General features: G+C 72.1%; 15 protein-coding genes and 1 tRNA gene. 3 read left to right on the top strand and 13 right to left on the bottom strand.

Features of this window, described 5'->3' with window-relative positions; translation table 11 throughout:
• Window positions 1-3 precede the first annotated feature (3 nt).
• The 9 genes from ACFVT2_RS18150 to ACFVT2_RS18190 form a co-directional block, all read right to left on the bottom strand.
• Window positions 4-807 carry an ArsR/SmtB family transcription factor gene (locus tag ACFVT2_RS18150; protein ID WP_390018639.1) on the bottom strand — a complete coding sequence of 268 codons (804 nt, stop codon included), beginning with the start codon at window positions 805-807 and terminating at the stop codon, window positions 4-6.
• A gap of 276 nt (window positions 808-1,083) precedes the next feature.
• Entirely contained in the window at window positions 1,084-1,566 is a 483-nt protein-coding gene (locus tag ACFVT2_RS18155) for an Hsp20/alpha crystallin family protein (protein WP_390018642.1), read from the bottom strand.
• Window positions 1,567-1,694: 128 nt separating this feature from the next.
• Window positions 1,695-2,015 carry a hypothetical protein gene (locus tag ACFVT2_RS18160; protein ID WP_390018645.1) on the bottom strand — a complete coding sequence of 107 codons (321 nt, stop codon included), beginning with the start codon at window positions 2,013-2,015 and terminating at the stop codon, window positions 1,695-1,697.
• Window positions 2,016-2,019: 4 nt separating this feature from the next.
• The gene (locus ACFVT2_RS18165) at window positions 2,020-2,247 is read right to left on the bottom strand and encodes a DUF1918 domain-containing protein (RefSeq protein WP_390018647.1); all 228 of its coding nucleotides are present in this window, start codon (window positions 2,245-2,247) and stop codon (window positions 2,020-2,022) included.
• A 180-nt stretch (window positions 2,248-2,427) separates the two neighbouring features.
• A complete protein-coding gene (locus ACFVT2_RS18170; protein WP_390018649.1) occupies window positions 2,428-2,898 on the bottom strand; it encodes an Hsp20/alpha crystallin family protein in 471 nt (156 codons plus the stop codon).
• Between the two features lie 120 nt (window positions 2,899-3,018).
• Window positions 3,019-4,509 (bottom strand): ATP-binding protein, encoded by a 1,491-nt coding sequence (locus ACFVT2_RS18175; RefSeq protein WP_390018652.1) that lies wholly within the window; start codon window positions 4,507-4,509, stop codon window positions 3,019-3,021.
• A 149-nt stretch (window positions 4,510-4,658) separates the two neighbouring features.
• Window positions 4,659-5,387, bottom strand: coding sequence for a CBS domain-containing protein (locus ACFVT2_RS18180; protein WP_390018655.1), 729 nt, complete (start codon window positions 5,385-5,387; stop codon window positions 4,659-4,661).
• A 180-nt stretch (window positions 5,388-5,567) separates the two neighbouring features.
• Entirely contained in the window at window positions 5,568-6,479 is a 912-nt protein-coding gene (locus tag ACFVT2_RS18185; RefSeq protein ID WP_390018657.1) for a universal stress protein, read from the bottom strand.
• 144 nt (window positions 6,480-6,623) lie between these two features.
• Window positions 6,624-8,324 (bottom strand): CocE/NonD family hydrolase, encoded by a 1,701-nt coding sequence (locus ACFVT2_RS18190; RefSeq protein WP_390018660.1) that lies wholly within the window; start codon window positions 8,322-8,324, stop codon window positions 6,624-6,626.
• A gap of 203 nt (window positions 8,325-8,527) precedes the next feature.
• Here ACFVT2_RS18190 and ACFVT2_RS18195 point away from each other — a divergent pair, with 203 nt between their 5' ends.
• Complete coding sequence (locus ACFVT2_RS18195) at window positions 8,528-8,851, top strand: putative quinol monooxygenase (RefSeq protein WP_390018662.1); 324 nt, start codon at window positions 8,528-8,530, stop codon at window positions 8,849-8,851.
• A gap of 387 nt (window positions 8,852-9,238) precedes the next feature.
• Here ACFVT2_RS18195 and ACFVT2_RS18200 read toward each other — a convergent pair.
• The 3 genes from ACFVT2_RS18200 to ACFVT2_RS18210 form a co-directional block, all read right to left on the bottom strand.
• Window positions 9,239-9,336: transfer RNA gene (locus tag ACFVT2_RS18200), tRNA-OTHER, on the bottom strand.
• Between the two features lie 18 nt (window positions 9,337-9,354).
• Window positions 9,355-10,086: a hypothetical protein gene (locus ACFVT2_RS18205; protein WP_390018664.1), complete on the bottom strand. Its 732-nt coding sequence runs from the start codon at window positions 10,084-10,086 to the stop codon at window positions 9,355-9,357.
• 75 nt (window positions 10,087-10,161) lie between these two features.
• Entirely contained in the window at window positions 10,162-11,508 is a 1,347-nt protein-coding gene (locus tag ACFVT2_RS18210; RefSeq protein WP_390018667.1) for an SGNH/GDSL hydrolase family protein, read from the bottom strand.
• Window positions 11,509-11,856: 348 nt separating this feature from the next.
• Here ACFVT2_RS18210 and ACFVT2_RS18215 point away from each other — a divergent pair, with 348 nt between their 5' ends.
• Together ACFVT2_RS18215 and ACFVT2_RS18220 are read left to right on the top strand one after the other, a co-directional pair.
• Window positions 11,857-12,828 carry a GlxA family transcriptional regulator gene (locus ACFVT2_RS18215; protein WP_390018669.1) on the top strand — a complete coding sequence of 324 codons (972 nt, stop codon included), beginning with the start codon at window positions 11,857-11,859 and terminating at the stop codon, window positions 12,826-12,828.
• Entirely contained in the window at window positions 12,825-13,430 is a 606-nt protein-coding gene (locus ACFVT2_RS18220; protein ID WP_390018672.1) for a DJ-1/PfpI family protein, read from the top strand. Before ACFVT2_RS18215 ends, ACFVT2_RS18220 begins: the two co-directional genes overlap by 4 nt.
• A gap of 275 nt (window positions 13,431-13,705) precedes the next feature.
• Here the strand turns inward: ACFVT2_RS18220 and ACFVT2_RS18225 are convergent, their stop codons facing one another.
• On the bottom strand, window positions 13,706-14,434 hold the full coding sequence (locus ACFVT2_RS18225; protein ID WP_390018843.1) for an alpha/beta fold hydrolase: 729 nt from the start codon (window positions 14,432-14,434) through the stop codon (window positions 13,706-13,708).
• Window positions 14,435-14,731 lie beyond the last annotated feature (297 nt).

Here is a 14,731-nt window from a genome sequence, read left to right on the forward strand (position 1 = left end):
TCCTTACGCCTGCTGCGGCTCGGGCTCGGGGAGCGTCTCGCCGGTCTCCAGCAGGGTCTTGAGGCTGGACAGCAGGGCGGGCCAACCGTGCCGGACCATGCCGCGGGCGGTGGAGTCGGGGGCGAAGCCGTCGTGGACGACGGTGAGCTTCACCAGGTCGCCGAGCGGCTCGATCTCGAACGACACCTTCGAGCGCGGCTCGGCCGCGAGCTGGGCCAGCACGTCGTCGGCGACGCCGGCGCTCGCGGCCCACTCGGGGGTGAAGGTGTGCCAGGTGTACGACAGCCGCCGGTGCGGGGTCGACTCCAGGACGACCTGTTCGGGGTGGGCGGTGCTCGCCCCGTGCTCGGTCCAGGTCATGGCCGATCCGGCCTGCCAGTCCGTCGCGAACTCCACTCCCCAGTAGCGGCGGGTGAAGGCGGGGTCGGTGAGGGCCTGCCAGAGCCGTTCCGGTGTGGTCCGGATGTAGGTGGTGTAGACGAACGCGTTGCTGTCCATGGGTGGTGTCTCCAGTGCGTGCTTGAGGTCGGCGAGGGCGCGTGCGCGGCCGCGGTCGTAGTGGCTGATCCAGCGGTCGGCGAGGGCGTTGATCGGCTCGGCGTTGAGGTAGTGCAGCTTCTCCCGCCCGCGGCGGAGCGTGGTGATCAGGTTGGCCGCCTCCAGGACGGCCAGGTGTTTGCTGACCGACTGCCGTGTCATGTCCAGCTCCGCGCACAGCTCCCGCAGGGTCTGTCCGTTGCGGGCGTTGAGGCTGTCCAGCAGCCGGCGGCGCCCCGCATCGGCCAGTGCCTTGAAGACCTCGTCCATGCCCGCTCTCCTGTCCCACCCCTCATATGCAACCAAATGGCTGCGTAAAACAGTAGGCAGCTATGCGGCTGCATGTCAATCGAGCGGGCCCAGGCACCTCAGCCCACTGGCCCGGGCGGTGCACGCGGCCCCGGCCAGCAGGTCGGCGCTCACCGACCCCGCGCCCGGACAGTCGACGGCGCGGAGATCGTCGAACCGTGCGGAGGCGTCAAGTGGCGCCCTTTGAAGGTGAGTTGGGCGGACGGTCTGCCGACTGTCGGCCGTCCACGGCCCGTGTCAGTCCGTGATCTCGATGTGCCGCGGTGTCGCGGCCTCCGCCTTGGGGATGGTCACGGTCAGCACCCCGTCCGTCAGATTCGCCGTGACCTCATCGGACCTGACGTCGACGGGCAGCGCCGCGCGGAACTCGAACTGGCCGGTCCGGCGGGTGGTGCGGCGCAGTACGCCCTCCCGCACGCACTCCCTGTGCTCGCCGCTGATGCGCAGTTCCCGGTTGTCGATCTCGACGTCGATGTCGTCGCGCTGCACGCCGGGCAGTTCCGCCTCGATGACGTAGGCGTTGTCGGTCTCGTGCAGGTCCGCCAGCGGCGCCCAGTGGGTCCGTCCGCCGAGTGCGGACACCCCGCCGGCGGACTCCAGTAGGCGGCCCATCCGCTCGTAGAGATCGTCGAACTCCGAGGCGATCGGCTCGCCCCAGTTCAACGGCGGCAGAACCTGCTCCAGGAGGCTGCCGGGCCGGTGTCGCGCGGGCATGTTCATCGCGGTCACCTCCGCGAAACGACGGTGTTCGGCCCAGGCATGCCGGGGACGCATGCCTGGGATACGTGCCTGGTTCCATGCTGCGCGCCCGGGCCGGGACCGGCGACTCCGGCAGCCGGGCCGCCGGTTCAGCCGAACAGGCCGGGCACCCGGATCGTCCGGACCGGGCGCTTCGGCTTCGGCTCCTGGTGCGGTGGCAGCCGGCCGCCGGGGACCGCGTGGGCCCGCCCGGAGCCGTCGGCCGCGCCTGGTGGCTGCCCGCTGCCACCGGAGATGCCCGTGATGCCTGGTTTCCCGGTGCGGCCCGGTTGTTCGGGCTGTTCCGGCTCGCTGATGCGGCCCGGTTGCCCCGACTCGTCAATGCGACCCGGCTTTCCGGCCCGACCCGGATTTCCGTTGCCGGTGGGCGCCGTCCGGTGCCGGCGGCGGGCCGCCGCTTTGCGTCCCATGGGACTACACCCTGTGCCGGGTCGCGTCGGACCGCGCCGGCCGGCCCTCGGCGGCGCTCTCGGTGACGCAGCCCGGGCCGGGGAAGATCTCCGTCTCGTGGCCGTCCTCGTACCGCACCCGGTACGGGGGTTCACCATTGCGTCCGAGCACCTCGACCACCGTGGCCCGGTGCTCCGGATTGCCCACCGCGCGTCCGGTGAAGCGCAGTACGTCTCCCTTGTGCGCCTGCATCGCCACTCACCCTTCTCTGCACTGCCGTGACTCTGTGCGCACGCCCGGTCGGGAGCGCGCGCCCCGCCTCCTTCCAGTGTGCGTACGCGGCCGCGGACCGCACGAGGAGGGTGGCCGGTCGGCCACCGGCCCCTACGGAGGAACCCCGGCGGCGGCACCGCCCCGCCGCACCCCGGCGGCTCAGCCCTGGATCTCGACGTGGCGCGGTGTGGCGGCCCACGCCTTCGGGACCGTCACCGTGAGAACACCGTCCGAGAGCGAGGCGGTCACCTCGTCCGCCTTGACGTCCACCGGCAGCAGCGCCCGGTACTCGAACTTCCCGGTGGGGCGACCGCGACGGCGCAGCGCACCCTCCCGCTCGGACTCCTTGAGCTCCCCGGAGACGGTCACCTCGTGTTCCCCCACCTCGACGTCGATGTCCTCGCGGGCGATCCCCGGCAGTTCGCACTCGACGACGTAGGCCGCGTCGGTCTCGTGCAGGTCGGCCGGCGGGGCGAAGGCGATCGTCCCGGTCAGGGCCGGGGTGAACGAGGCGGACTCCAGGAAGTGGTTCATCCGGTCGAAGACCTCCCGGAACTCGGCCATCGGCTGGGGCCAGCCCCGCCCGCGCTCCCACGGACTGTCGGACCGGTGGCGGATGGGCAGATCCATCAGGGTCACCTCCCCTACGGGCAGCAGAACGCTTCTGCTCCTTCCATGCTGGGCACCGTCGGCGCGCCGGCGCGACCCGGACGGGCCCCGGGCAGCTGACGGAACGTCAGGGGGAGGTGGTCACTCGCCGTGGTAGAGCCGGTCGGTGCCGATCAGCAGGACCTCGCCCTTGGCCTCCGCGGCCCGCAACTCCGGGCCGAAGCCGACGCCGCTGTAGCAGGCCGGCACGGCCTGGCCGGTGTCCTCGCCGGACGCGGCGAGGAGGGCGAGGATCCGGCGCAGCCGCTCCAGGTGCGGGGCGTCCATGGCCTCGTTCCAACGGGCCAGCCCGACCGACAGCAGCACCCCCGGCCGCCCGTCGGCCGTACCGCGGACCACCACCTCGGCGTCGAGCCGGGTGTTCGCCTCCGGCTCGGGGACGGTGCCGCGGACCGCCGTGCTCACCTCGCCGCCGAAGGTGTCCCAGACCGCGTACCGGGTCGCCCAGTCCCGGCAGAGCTGGGCGAAGTGCGGCGCGGCCACCGTGGTGTCGAAGACCGGACGGATCCGGCGCCAGACGGCGGGCGCCTCCTCCTGTTCCAGTGCGGCGCGGTGTGGCCAGGCGATGGCGTGCTCGAAGGCCAGCAGCGGCTCGGTGATGCGGTAGCGGGTCAGTCCCGGACGGAACGCATCGGGTTCGCCGTGCAGCAGTCCGTGCTTGTGCATCACGGCCAGGACGTGGCTGACGTCGTGCAGCGAGGCGCCGAGGCGGTCGGCGATACCGCCGGGGGTGGAGCGGCCGCCGGCGATGGCGACCAACGCCGAGTGGCACAGGGCGCGGTCGGCGTAGTCACCCTCCTGTTCCAGCAGGTGGCGGGCCTCCCAGAACAGTGGTACCCGGGGGTTGAGGACGGTCCGGCACACCCAGGCGTCGAAGTCGTCCGGGCCGGCGGGCACGTCGTCGCAGACCAGGTCGCCGCGGTAGGCGGGGGTGCCGCCGACGACGGCGTGCACCTGCACCGCGAGCCGGGGCGCCCGGATGCCCCAGAAGCGGGCCGCCTTGCGGAAGCTGAACGGCCGTACCTCCACCTCCAGGGAGGCCACTGCGTGCAGCGAGGACGGGCCGGCGAAGAGCCGGCGGATGACGGCGGGGCTGGCGCCGCTGAGGATCAGGCGGGTGCGGTTGTCCGGGCGCTCCTGGCGCATGCGGAGGTAGGCGCAGTGCAGGACCGAGGGGAGCGCGGGGCTGTGCCCGACGAGTTCGGGGAAGTCGTCGAGGATCACCAGTGCCGGCCGCTCGTCGCCCAGCGCGAACAGCGCGTCGGCCGCTTCGTCCCAGCGGTGCCAGTGCGCCGGCGGCGCCGCGCCGGTGTACTCGGCGAGCCGCTCGGCCAGGCGGCGCAGGGATTCCGCCTCGGCCGCCGCCTGCCCGTCGAAGTAGAAACCGTCGGTGGCCTGGCTCACCGCCTCCAGCAGGAAGGTCTTGCCCTGCCGGCGCTGCCCCGAGACCAGCGCGAGGGTGGCCCCGGGGCTCGGCTCGCAGGCGAAGCCCACGAGGTCCGTCCACTCGTCGGCACGGTCGAACATCCGGTCCGGCCGGGCCGGAAGGGCAGTGGCGTCCGGTGGCGACACGGGCCCGCTCCCCTCGTTCACGGGCCGCCGGCGGCGACCGGCGGCCGACCTCGCTGTCCGTATGGGTGGCTGTGGGTCAAGTACACCTCCGGCCGCCGGTCGCTGCCCGGCCCGGGCGGCCGTCCGGGGCACCGGGCCGGCGGCCGGAGTCAGCCTGGTTCGGCCGCCGGCTGCCCGGACCGGGCGGTGATGCCGTCCGGTACGCCGACGTCCTGGACGGCTTCGTCGTGGGAGGCGTCGTGGGAGGCGTCGTGGGAGATGTCGTGGGAGGCGTCGTCGTGGGTGGCGTCGTCCTGCTCGAAGGTGAGTCGGTCGATCACCTCGATCACTCCGTCCACGCTCTCGCAGAGCCGGACCGCGATCGGGACCAGACTCTTGCGCTCCAGTGCGCCGATGAGCGTCACGGTGCCGTCGGCGACGTCGACGGTGACCGCGGACGGTGCGACGCCGAGCGTGCGGGTCAGGACCTCTTCCAGGATCTCCTCCTGGATCGCCCGGTCGCGCCGCAGGAACAGCTGGACCAGGTCGCTGCGGCTGATCACCCCGATGAGCCGGCCGGTGTCGTCCACCACGGGCAGCCGCTTGACCCTGCGGTGCTCCATCGTCCGGGCCGCCTCGACGACGCTCCACTCCGGCCGCGCCACCACGGCGGGGCTGGTCATGATCGCCCCGGCGGTGGCGGCCCCGGCCTTGGAGAGCTGGCGGCGCAGCAGATCGGCTTCGGACACCACCCCCACCGGCCTCCCGTCGTCGTCGACGACCGGTACGGCGGTGATGTCGTACTCGTCGAGCAGCCGCGCGATCTCCCGGAACAGGGTGCCCCGTTGGACGGTGACGGCGTTGGGGGTCATCAGGTCGGCCACTCTGCGGTGCCTCATGGTGGGCCACTACCTCCGGATGTACGGCAATCTGTCGGCCCCGGGCGGATGCGCCCGGATTCCTGTCTTCATGATCCCGCGTCGCGCGCCCGAACGGCGTACGGGGCCGGTGGAGCAGGACGACGCACCGCCGCGCGGGCCCGTCCAGGGCCTCTCTGACCCCGATCCACCGGACCGGCCCTAGTCGTGCGGAACCACGGCAACGGGGCAGGCCACATGATGGATGGCGGCATGGGCGACGGCGCCGATCCGGGGCGCCGGCAGTCGATGGTGCCGCCGGCGGCCGACGACCAGGAGTCCGGCTCCCGGGGCGGCCTCGACGACGGCCCGGGCCGGGCTGTCCGGCAGCACCGTCCGCTGCACCGGTACGCCCGGGAACCGCGCACGCCACGGGCGGAGGACGTCGTCCAGTTCGCGTTCCGTCGCCGCGGTCAGCTCGCCCGCGGCGTCCGGGTCCACGCCCCACGGGGTGTAGACCTGCACGGGGAACGGGCGGCCGTGCACCACCTGGAGCAGCACCCCGCGGCTGGCCGCCGCGTCGAACGCGAACGCCAGCAGGTGCTCGGCGGGCCCACCGAGGCCGATCCCGGCCACCACCCGCGGTCCGGTGGCCTCCGCGGGGCCGTCCGGCATCTCCTCGGCCGGTGGTCGCGCGCCTTCCTGCGGGCCCGGCCCACCGGCCCGTACCAGGACGACCGGGCCCGCGGCCCGGGCCACCACGCTCAGGCTGACGTCGCCGAGGACGAAGCTCTCCCACGCCGAGAGGGCCCGCGACCCCAGCACCAGGAGCCGGGACTCCGCCGAGGCCCGTAGCAGCGCCGGTTCCGGTTCGTCGCCCACCAGGTCCTCGATGATCCGCAGATGCGGATGGCGGTCCCGGACCGCGTCCGCGGCCTCCTGGACGACCTGGCGGGCGTAGATGTTCTGGTCCCGCTCGGGGGCGGTGTCCGGCGCCTGGGCGGCCAGCAGGATCCAGGCGTGCAGCAGCCGCAGCACGGCTCCCCGCCGGTGTGCCTCGTCGGCGGCCCAGTGTGCCGCTGCCAGGCCCTCCGCCGAGCCGTCGAGCCCGGCGGTGATGATCTCCGGCTCCATGGCTGTCCCTCAACGCGTCCGATGGCGGAGCGTTCGCCCCGCGCTATCGAGCCTGCGCGTTCGCGCGGCGCGGGGCCAGTGGGCCGGAGGGCACCGTGCGGGGGCCGAACGGCCCGGGCCGCCGCGGACGGGCGGCCCGGACCCTCACCGCAGTGGCACCGTGAGCTCGGCGGGGCCGTCCGCCGGCGAGCCGAACGAGACGCTGCTCCCCCGCGGGGTGCTGCCGCCGTACAGCGGGTCCGCGGTGTCCAGGACCAGGGCGAGGCGGTGCCCGGCGGGCAGGTCGTACGCGGTGGGGAAGAGCGTGACGTCGAGCGGGAAGGCGTGCCCTGGCTGTTTGCCGGACCAGCTCTGCGGGGCGTGCGCGATCAGCTTGCCGACGCCCAGGGCGTTCACGTCGTAGAGGTAGGCGAAGGCGGTGCCCTGCGGGGCGGACGCGGTGACGGCGGTGTGCAGCCGCGCGGCGCCGCGGAGGTGCTGGTCGGTCGGGTACGGCGCCGACTGCCAGACCGCTGCGGCGCTCCGGGGCAGGAGGGGGACGACGACGGTGGGCGGCAGGCCGACGACCTGATCGAGCAGCCCGGACAGCTCGGCGATGCCGCCGTCGGCGCCCGAGTCGGTGCCGCCGGACACCCGCCGCCACCAAGGGGCGCCGGCCGCTTCGGTACCGGCCGGTCCGCCGAGCGTCCCGGTGCCGCGGGAATCGGGGCGGCCCAGCCGCAGGTGGTCGGTCCGGGAACTGACGGCCCGCCAGTTCGGGTAGCTCTCTTCCCTGCCGCCCGGCCGGACTTCCAGTTCCACGCCCTCGCGCGGCCCACCGGTGCCGCCGGAGCCCTTGAGGTGGTGGTCGAGCCACAGTCGCGCGCTCGCCCAGGTGGCGTTCGGCAGGCCGAGCAGGCTGGTCATTTCCTGGGTGGCGTGGTCTCCGGGGCGCAGTTCGAGCCGCTTGGGCCCGGTCAGTCGCTGGTAGAAGGAGGTCATCTGGCCGGGGTTGAAGATGCTGTCGCCCCAGGCGTTGGCGAGGAAGACGGCGGTGCCGTGGGCGTTGATGCGGTCCACGTAGGAGGCCGGGGACCGGGTGTGCGCCCACTGGACGACGCGGGGCAGGTCGCGGTCGGCGAAGAGGTCCGCCAGCGTCCGGGCGAACTCGGGGCTGCGGCGGCCGGTCGGTGTCTGGATGGCGGCGAGGAGGCCGGCGGCCTGGAGGTGTCGGGTCTGTCCGCTGTAGAGCGAGTCGGCCAGGTCCGCCCAGCCGCTGAGTGAGGCGACCGCCTTGACCCGCGGGTCGAAGGCGGCGCCCAGCAGGGTGAGGCCGCCGCCCAGGGAGAGCCCCACCATGCCGACGCGGCTCCGGTCGGCCGGGGTGTGGGCGAGCGACCAGTCGATCACCGTGGAGATGTCGGCCACGTCCTTGGGCCCGGCGACGTCGATCTTTCCGCCGGAGCCCCAGAAGCCGCGCACCGTGTACGTCACCGCGATATAGCCGTCGGCGGCCAGTTGTCGACCCTGGGCCACGTACTCCAGGTCGTTCTGGCCCCAGCTGGCCGGCTGGACGACCAGGGGGTAGTGGCCGTTCCGGTCGGCGCCGGGGGTGCCGGGCGCCGGCGTGAAGACATCGGCCTTGAGGACGGTGCCGTCCTTCATCGGGATGTCGGCCAGCCGGAACGCGGGGGCGGCGAACGCGCCGGCTGTGGTGGCCGCGGGCCGGTGCCGGACGGCCGCCGCGGCGGGACCGGCGGGCACGGCCACCGCCAGCGACGCGGCAACTACCGCCGCACACAGGGAGGTTGCCGCCCTTCGTCGTCGGCCGAGGGGGTGGTCTGCGGTACGGCGGGATCGCGCCATCGTTGCTCCAGGGGTCTGACCGCGGCGCCACGGTGTGGCGTCCGTCCGGTGCGGTGATCGGGAGCGTAGGACGGCGCGCCCACCTGGGACGAGATCATGATCAGCCAAATTACTCGCCAGTAACAGGCCGCCCGGGACGACCACTTGGGTGCACCTCGGGGGGCGAAATGCGAGGGATGAGGCAAATGGTTTAGGGTGCCTGGATGATCTTTATCGTTGTGAAGTTTTCGGTGAAGCCCGAACACGTCGAGGAGTGGCCCGAGAAGGTCAGCGCGTTCACCCGCGCCACCCGGGAGGAGCCGGGCAACCTGTGGTTCGAGTGGTCGCGCAGTCTTGCGGACCCGAACACCTACGTCCTGGTTGAGGCGTTCCAGGACGACGCGGGCGAGGCCCACGTGAACTCCGACCACTTCCGCGCCGGCCTGGAGGCGATGCGCCCGCTGCTGCGCCGCACGCCCGACATCGTGAGCACCACGATCAAGGACGCGGACGGCTGGAGCGCGATGGGCGAACTCACCATCGACTGACCCCCGCACGACCCGACGAAGCGGCGGACCGCCCCGGAGCGGCCCGCCGCTTCGTCATGTCCGCGTACGCCACCGGGAACGGAAGCAGGGCCGGGAACGGGGCCGGAAGCAGGAGCGGGCCCGGGGGCGTAGCCTGCCCCCGAGCCCTCGGATGCCACCCCACTGCACACGCCGGCTCACTTGAGGGCGCGGGTCAGTCATCATGTCGTCGTGTTCTGCCTTTGAACTACCGCGCATCGAGCTGCACGGGCCGGACTTGAACCGGCATCCGACGACCAGGGCCCGGCCCGGTCGATCCGGCGATGGGTGGCGAATGCTGAGACTGGAGCGAGAGTCTGAGATTGATCGCGGTCTGCCTCTGCCGAGTTGGGCTACCGCGGCCCGGAAGGCCGCGGGGAGGACTCGAACCTCCACTGGAACCGCGTTGGTCACGACGAACTTCAGTGTCAGCTTGCGCTCCTCGCGCACCCCGGACGCACTGCGGCGCCGGGGAGTTGTAGACGCTACCCGAACAGGTAGCCGAAGACGACCTCGCCCACCCGCTGATCGGTGATCTCGGCGCCGTTCGCCTCCTCGCGGGCGAACTTCACCGCCTGCTGGAGCTTCTCGACCCGGTCCAGCAGTTCGTTCACCCGCTTTGCCGGCAGCGCGCCGGAGAACTTCACGGTCGTCCAGTAACCGACCGGCACGTCCTCGTAGTAGACGTCGACCTGCGCCGGGTGCTTGTCGGTGGCCTCGGCCTTGACGTGGTTGCGGGGCACCTTCTTCGTCCGCACGGTGCGCACCGGCTCGGTCTTCCAGGCATCCGTGGAGGGGTCCTGCACCCACGCCTCGGAGGCGTCCAGCACCGGCAGCCTCCGGACCAAGGTGTTGACGTCGGTGAGCTGCTTCTCCAGGAACAGCAGGTACGACACCGGGACGTCGCGGAGCAGCGTCCGCCCCTCCACGGTCACGTCGGCCCGCGCCGTGCAGTTGGCCCAGTCCTTGGTGGCGGTCACGTCGAACAGCCGGGTCAGCGCCCGGGCCGTGTCCCGTAGTACGTCCTCGGCCTGCACCTGCACCCGAGTCGACTCGGGCGGCAGTTGCTCGCCCTCCTCGTCCTTGGGTTGGTACGTACGGGAGATGCCGGCCAGCAACGCCGGCTTCTGCAGTCCGTGGTGAGCGGATGTCAGGTCCTGATGGGACTTGGACTTGATGCCCTTCTCCACGGCAATGATCTGGTTGAGTTTCGCCACATCGGCAACGTATCAACGATCAGCACGCGGGGCGAAAGGCTTTTCGAGCGGTGGTGCGGGCGCACCGGGCCGCGGTCAGAGCGCGTCCAGGCCGAAGGCATTGGCGAGGGCGTGCGATCCCGCGTCGTCGGGGTGCAGACCGTCCATGAAGACGTAGCCGGGGCGGGGGTGGTCCGGGTGGGCGGGGTCGGCCAGCGCCCGGTCGAGGTCGACGACGGTGTCGAAGGTCCCGCTGGTGCGGATCCAGTGGTTGACCTCGGTGCGCAGGCGCTCGGCGCGGGCGGAGTATCCGGGGTAGCCGCGCAGCGGGATGACGGTGGTGCCCACGACCTTGATGCCGTGCTGATGGGCGGCGCGGACCAAGGACGTGTAGCCATCGGCGATTTGACGGGCCGTCACGGGATGGCGGGTCGGCGGAAGGCAGGGGTTCCGGGACCAGTTGACGCCGATGTCGTTGCCGCCGAGTTCGAGGATGGCCGTCCGTACGTCCGGGCGGTCCAGTACCTCCCGGCGGAAGCGGGTGGTGCCTTTCTCGCCGAAGCAGGGGCTGTCGGTGAGCAGCATGTTGCCGGCGATGCCGCGGTTGACCACGGAGCGGTCGCGGCGGGCGGCGATCAGCCGCTCCGCGAGGTCGTCGAGGTAGCGGTTGTGCGCGTCGGGGGTGGTGCCGACGCCGTCGGTGAGCGAGTCGCCGAAGGCCACCACCGTGGAGCGCGCCGGGCCCGCGGAGTCCAGCACGTCGACCCCGCTGAGGTAGTACGTGGCCCGGGAGGACTGGGTGTAGGCGGTGGCCAGGACGTCGTCGAGGTGGTCGCCGGCGGCCCGGTAGGACGTGGCCAGCCCCACCCGATGGAAGGTGGCGGGGCCGGTGCGGCCGGCGAAGCGCAGGGTGATCACCAGGTCCTCCAGCGGGGACGTGGCGAGGGGCAGCGGATCGCTGGTGGTCTCCTGGCCGGCCGGGATGACCGTCGTGCCGGTGTGGCCGAAGGTCAGCCGGCGGGTGGTGCCGGGCCAGGCCACTCCCCCGCCGGCGGAACGGGCCAGGGCCGCCCCGTCGACCTTCAGGGGTCCGGTGCCGTAGCGGTTGGACAGTCTCAGGCGCACCTGGGAGCCGCTGGCGGTGACCCGGACGACCTGGCGCACGGAGTGGTTGCGGAAGCCGCTCTTCGACCAGTTCGCGGGCTCGTCCTCGTCCCCGTCGACGGGCGGTTGGACGGCGGCGCCCCACGTCTGCGTCCAGTGGGGGCGGGCTGCCGGGGCCGAACCTGGGGGGCCTGCGGGGGTGGTGGGGGCGCTGGGGGCACAGCCTGCCGTGCAGGCCGTCAACGCCAGTGCGGTGACGGTGGCCGCCAGGCAAGTCGTCCACCGGCCCGGGTGGGGGCGGTGGGGAGTGAGCCGGGTCGGGGTCGGGGCGGGGTTCACGGGCCGCTCGCTTTCGGTTCGTCGTCGCCGGTGACCGGGGGTGCACGAGGCAGCGGGCGGGCATGCGTCGCCCGCCCGGGCCGCCTGCCGTGCGTCGCTGATCGCTCGTCAACGGAGTCTCCGCCGGGCCGGGTTGCCTGCGCATCTGCCGTTCGGCAGAGATTGCCCCGGCGGTTCAACGCAGTCCGGGGCGGCCTCGCCCGATCTCAAGCGGTGCCGGAGGAAGGTCATGTCGGCGGGCCGGGCCGTTCCCAACCGTCCAACTTCTGCTGTCGCGCCCTCGGTATGGCGCAAAGCGTGGGGTGCCTGTCGTTGACGCCATCCGGAGCCGGATCGCAGGCTGGAGGGGTGGAGCAACACCGCATTGTCTTTGTGATCTTCGAGGGATTCCAGCCCCTCGACCTCTTCGGTCCGTACGAGGTGTTTCAGCATGGCCATCAACTCACCGGCAGATATTCCTGCCAGGTCACGGCACCGTGTCCGGGGCCGGTACGGTCCGGCAGTGGCCTTCCGGTACACGTTCCCTACGGTGTGGCCGATGTGGACCCTGCGGGGATCGACACGCTGGTGGTGGCCGGCGGCGGCGGAGTCGACCAGGCCCGTCACGATCGGGCGCTGACCGGGTGGATCGCCGAGGCGGGGGCCGGCGCCCGACGCGTTGCCTCGGTGTGCAGCGGAGTGTTCCTGCTGGCCGCCGCCGGACTGCTCCGGGGGCAGCGGGTGACCACCCACTGGGCGCGTGAGCAGCAACTCATACGGGAGCATCCCGAACTGGTCGTCGACTGCGATCCGATCTTCCTCAGGGACGAGCGGGTCTGGACATCGGCCGGGGTGACGGCGGGGATGGACCTCGCACTGGCCCTGGTGGAGGACGACGTGGGCCGGGAGGTCGCCCACGCCATCGCGCAGGAGATGGTGCTGTTCCTGCGCCGCCCCGGCAACCAGTCGCAGTTCAGCGTGCCGTTGTGGTCGGGGCAGCCGTCCACCGACCCCGTCCGCGCGGCGGTCTCCGCGATCCACGCCGATCCCGGTGCCCGGCACGGCATCACCGACCTCGCCTCACACGCCGGGCTGAGCCCCCGCCACCTCCAGCGCAGGTTCACCGCCGAACTCGGCATCCCACCCGCAACGTATGTCGAGGGCGTACGCATCGAGGCGGCGAAACGGGCCCTCGCCGAGACCGGCCACCCCGTCGAGACCCTCGCACGACGGTACGGCTTCGGCACCGCGGAGACGCTGCGCCGCGCGTTCCACCGACACCTGGGCATCGCACCGTCCGACTACCGCGACCGATTCCGTTCCACCAGGGAGCACATATGACCACCTACGGCCTGCTGACCTTCGACGGCGCGGAGGAGCTGGACTTCATCGGGCCGTGGGAGGTGTTCACCGCCTCCTCCATGCTGCGCGACCACGCCGACACCGCGCTGCTCATCGCCGAACGCCCCGGCGCCGTCCGCTGCAACAAGGGCATGCGCGTCCTACCGGACCACACCCTCGACGACCACCCTGCGCTGGACGTCCTCCTGGTCCCCGGCGGCAACGGCACCCGCCGCGAAGTGTCCAACCCCGTGCTCATCGACTGGATCCGTAAGACCGCCGCCGGCACTGCCTGGACCGCCGGCGTGTGCACCGGAGCCCTGCTGCTGCACGAGGCAGGACCGGCCCGCGGCCGCCGGGTCGCAACCCACTACCTCTTCGAGGACACCCTGCAAGCCAGGGGCGACATCACCGTGGTCCGCGACGCCCGCTACGTCGTCGACGGGAACCTGATCACCAGCCAGGGCGTCTCAGCCGGAATCGACATGGCCCTGTGGCTCATCGGCCACCTCCACGGCCGCGACCATGCCCGCGTCGTCCGCCGCTACATCCAGTACGAGCCGGCCCCGCCCTACCTCGCCGACGAGCCGACCGCCAGCTGACACCCCCAACCAATCCGCCCTGACCGCTGGTTCGACGGTGAAGTCAGCCCGAGGCCATGAGGGAATGGAACCGCTCCCCGCTCGGGCATGACTGCCTGCCCACGTCGAGCAGCCTGCGGGTACGGGCAGTACGGCAGGGATCGGCAGGCTCGGCAAGGCTCGTGCACGTCGTGGAAGACGAGGCCGAGCGTGTGCCGTCGACCGACCGCATCGAACGGTGCCCACACCGTGCCGCATCGAGCTGCATCGAGCCGCATCGAGCCGCATCGAGCCGCTCAACCAACCCCGTGTGGTCGGGACAGGCCACGTTCAAAACCACCACTTCCGATACACGCCCTGATTCCGATGTCCACCGCCACCCCGAGAATCCCAACACCTTCATGCCTTCCGGCGCTGAACTCCGCGAGCTCGTCGGCTTGCCAGACCGACCGGTCGACGACCTGGTGACGCAGCAGCAAGCGGCAGAACGCCGGCCAGTGGCGCAGCACGGCCCGACCGATCACCGGATACTCGACGAAGGCGGTGTACCACTGCCGCCACAGGTTCGGCAGGATGGCTCGCTGCCGAGCCCACGGATGCGCCACGTTGAGCGCCAGGTAACCGCTGAACCGCTCCGGTGCCCGCAGGCACAGCCGGAAGCCCACATGGGCGCCCCAGTCGTGCCCGACCAGACCCACGCGATCGAGCCCGAGTGCATCCAGCAGCGCGAGCATGTCGTCGGACAAGGCGTCGATGTCGTGGCCGCGCCTGGTCTGCTCCGACCAACCGAAGCCCCGCAGATCCGGGCAGATCAGCCGTCGTCCGGCGGCCGACAGGACCGCGACCCGGTGCCAGGCGAACCAGTGCTGCGGGAAGCCGTGCAGCAGCAGGACCGGTGCCCCGGTCCCGTACTCGGCGACATGCAACCGGATGCCGCGCACCTCCAGCCAACTGCGCTTTGCCCCTTCGGCGTTCGGGAGCGGTCTGCCGACGGCGGCCGTGACCGAGGTTGTGCTCGATGTCATGGGAAACACCTCTCGCCTTGGCGGGTCTCCTGAGGGCCCGCTTCGGCATGCCAGGAGGCAATACCGGGCCAAAACGTTCCCCGCTCCTCCCATACAGGCGCGATCCCGATGGCGGGCCGAACGGGAGCCGACCGCTACGGAGCCTTCAACTCGTCGTCGATGCAGGCCAGCAGGCATGGAGGTCCGTCGCAATTGAGGATCTGCACGCCACACCGCTCCAGCACACGCGCCGGCCGCGTGGTGTATGGCCCCCGGGTGCCGTCGACGGCTGTGGCCAGGAGCGTGTCTCAACAACCG

The organism is Streptomyces sp. NPDC058000, assembly GCF_042886435.1.
In the GTDB taxonomy this organism is placed as follows: domain Bacteria; phylum Actinomycetota; class Actinomycetes; order Streptomycetales; family Streptomycetaceae; genus Streptomyces.

Bases quoted from the DNA above. Each gene is read 5' to 3' on its own strand.
- ACFVT2_RS18190 (WP_390018660.1), bottom strand. From the start codon at position 8,324: ATGGCGCGATCCCGCCGTACCGCAGACCACCCCCTCGGCCGACGACGA.
- ACFVT2_RS18150 (WP_390018639.1), bottom strand. From the start codon at position 807: ATGGACGAGGTCTTCAAGGCACTGGCCGATGCGGGGCGCCGCCGGCTG.
- ACFVT2_RS18185 (WP_390018657.1), bottom strand. From the start codon at position 6,479: ATGGAGCCGGAGATCATCACCGCCGGGCTCGACGGCTCGGCGGAGGGC.
- ACFVT2_RS18170 (WP_390018649.1), bottom strand. From the start codon at position 2,898: ATGGATCTGCCCATCCGCCACCGGTCCGACAGTCCGTGGGAGCGCGGG.
- ACFVT2_RS18225 (WP_390018843.1), bottom strand. From the start codon at position 14,434: ATGACATCGAGCACAACCTCGGTCACGGCCGCCGTCGGCAGACCGCTC.
- ACFVT2_RS18195 (WP_390018662.1), top strand. From the start codon at position 8,528: ATGATCTTTATCGTTGTGAAGTTTTCGGTGAAGCCCGAACACGTCGAG.
- ACFVT2_RS18180 (WP_390018655.1), bottom strand. From the start codon at position 5,387: ATGAGGCACCGCAGAGTGGCCGACCTGATGACCCCCAACGCCGTCACC.
- ACFVT2_RS18155 (WP_390018642.1), bottom strand. From the start codon at position 1,566: ATGAACATGCCCGCGCGACACCGGCCCGGCAGCCTCCTGGAGCAGGTT.
- ACFVT2_RS18165 (WP_390018647.1), bottom strand. From the start codon at position 2,247: ATGCAGGCGCACAAGGGAGACGTACTGCGCTTCACCGGACGCGCGGTG.
- ACFVT2_RS18160 (WP_390018645.1), bottom strand. From the start codon at position 2,015: ATGGGACGCAAAGCGGCGGCCCGCCGCCGGCACCGGACGGCGCCCACC.
- ACFVT2_RS18220 (WP_390018672.1), top strand. From the start codon at position 12,825: ATGACCACCTACGGCCTGCTGACCTTCGACGGCGCGGAGGAGCTGGAC.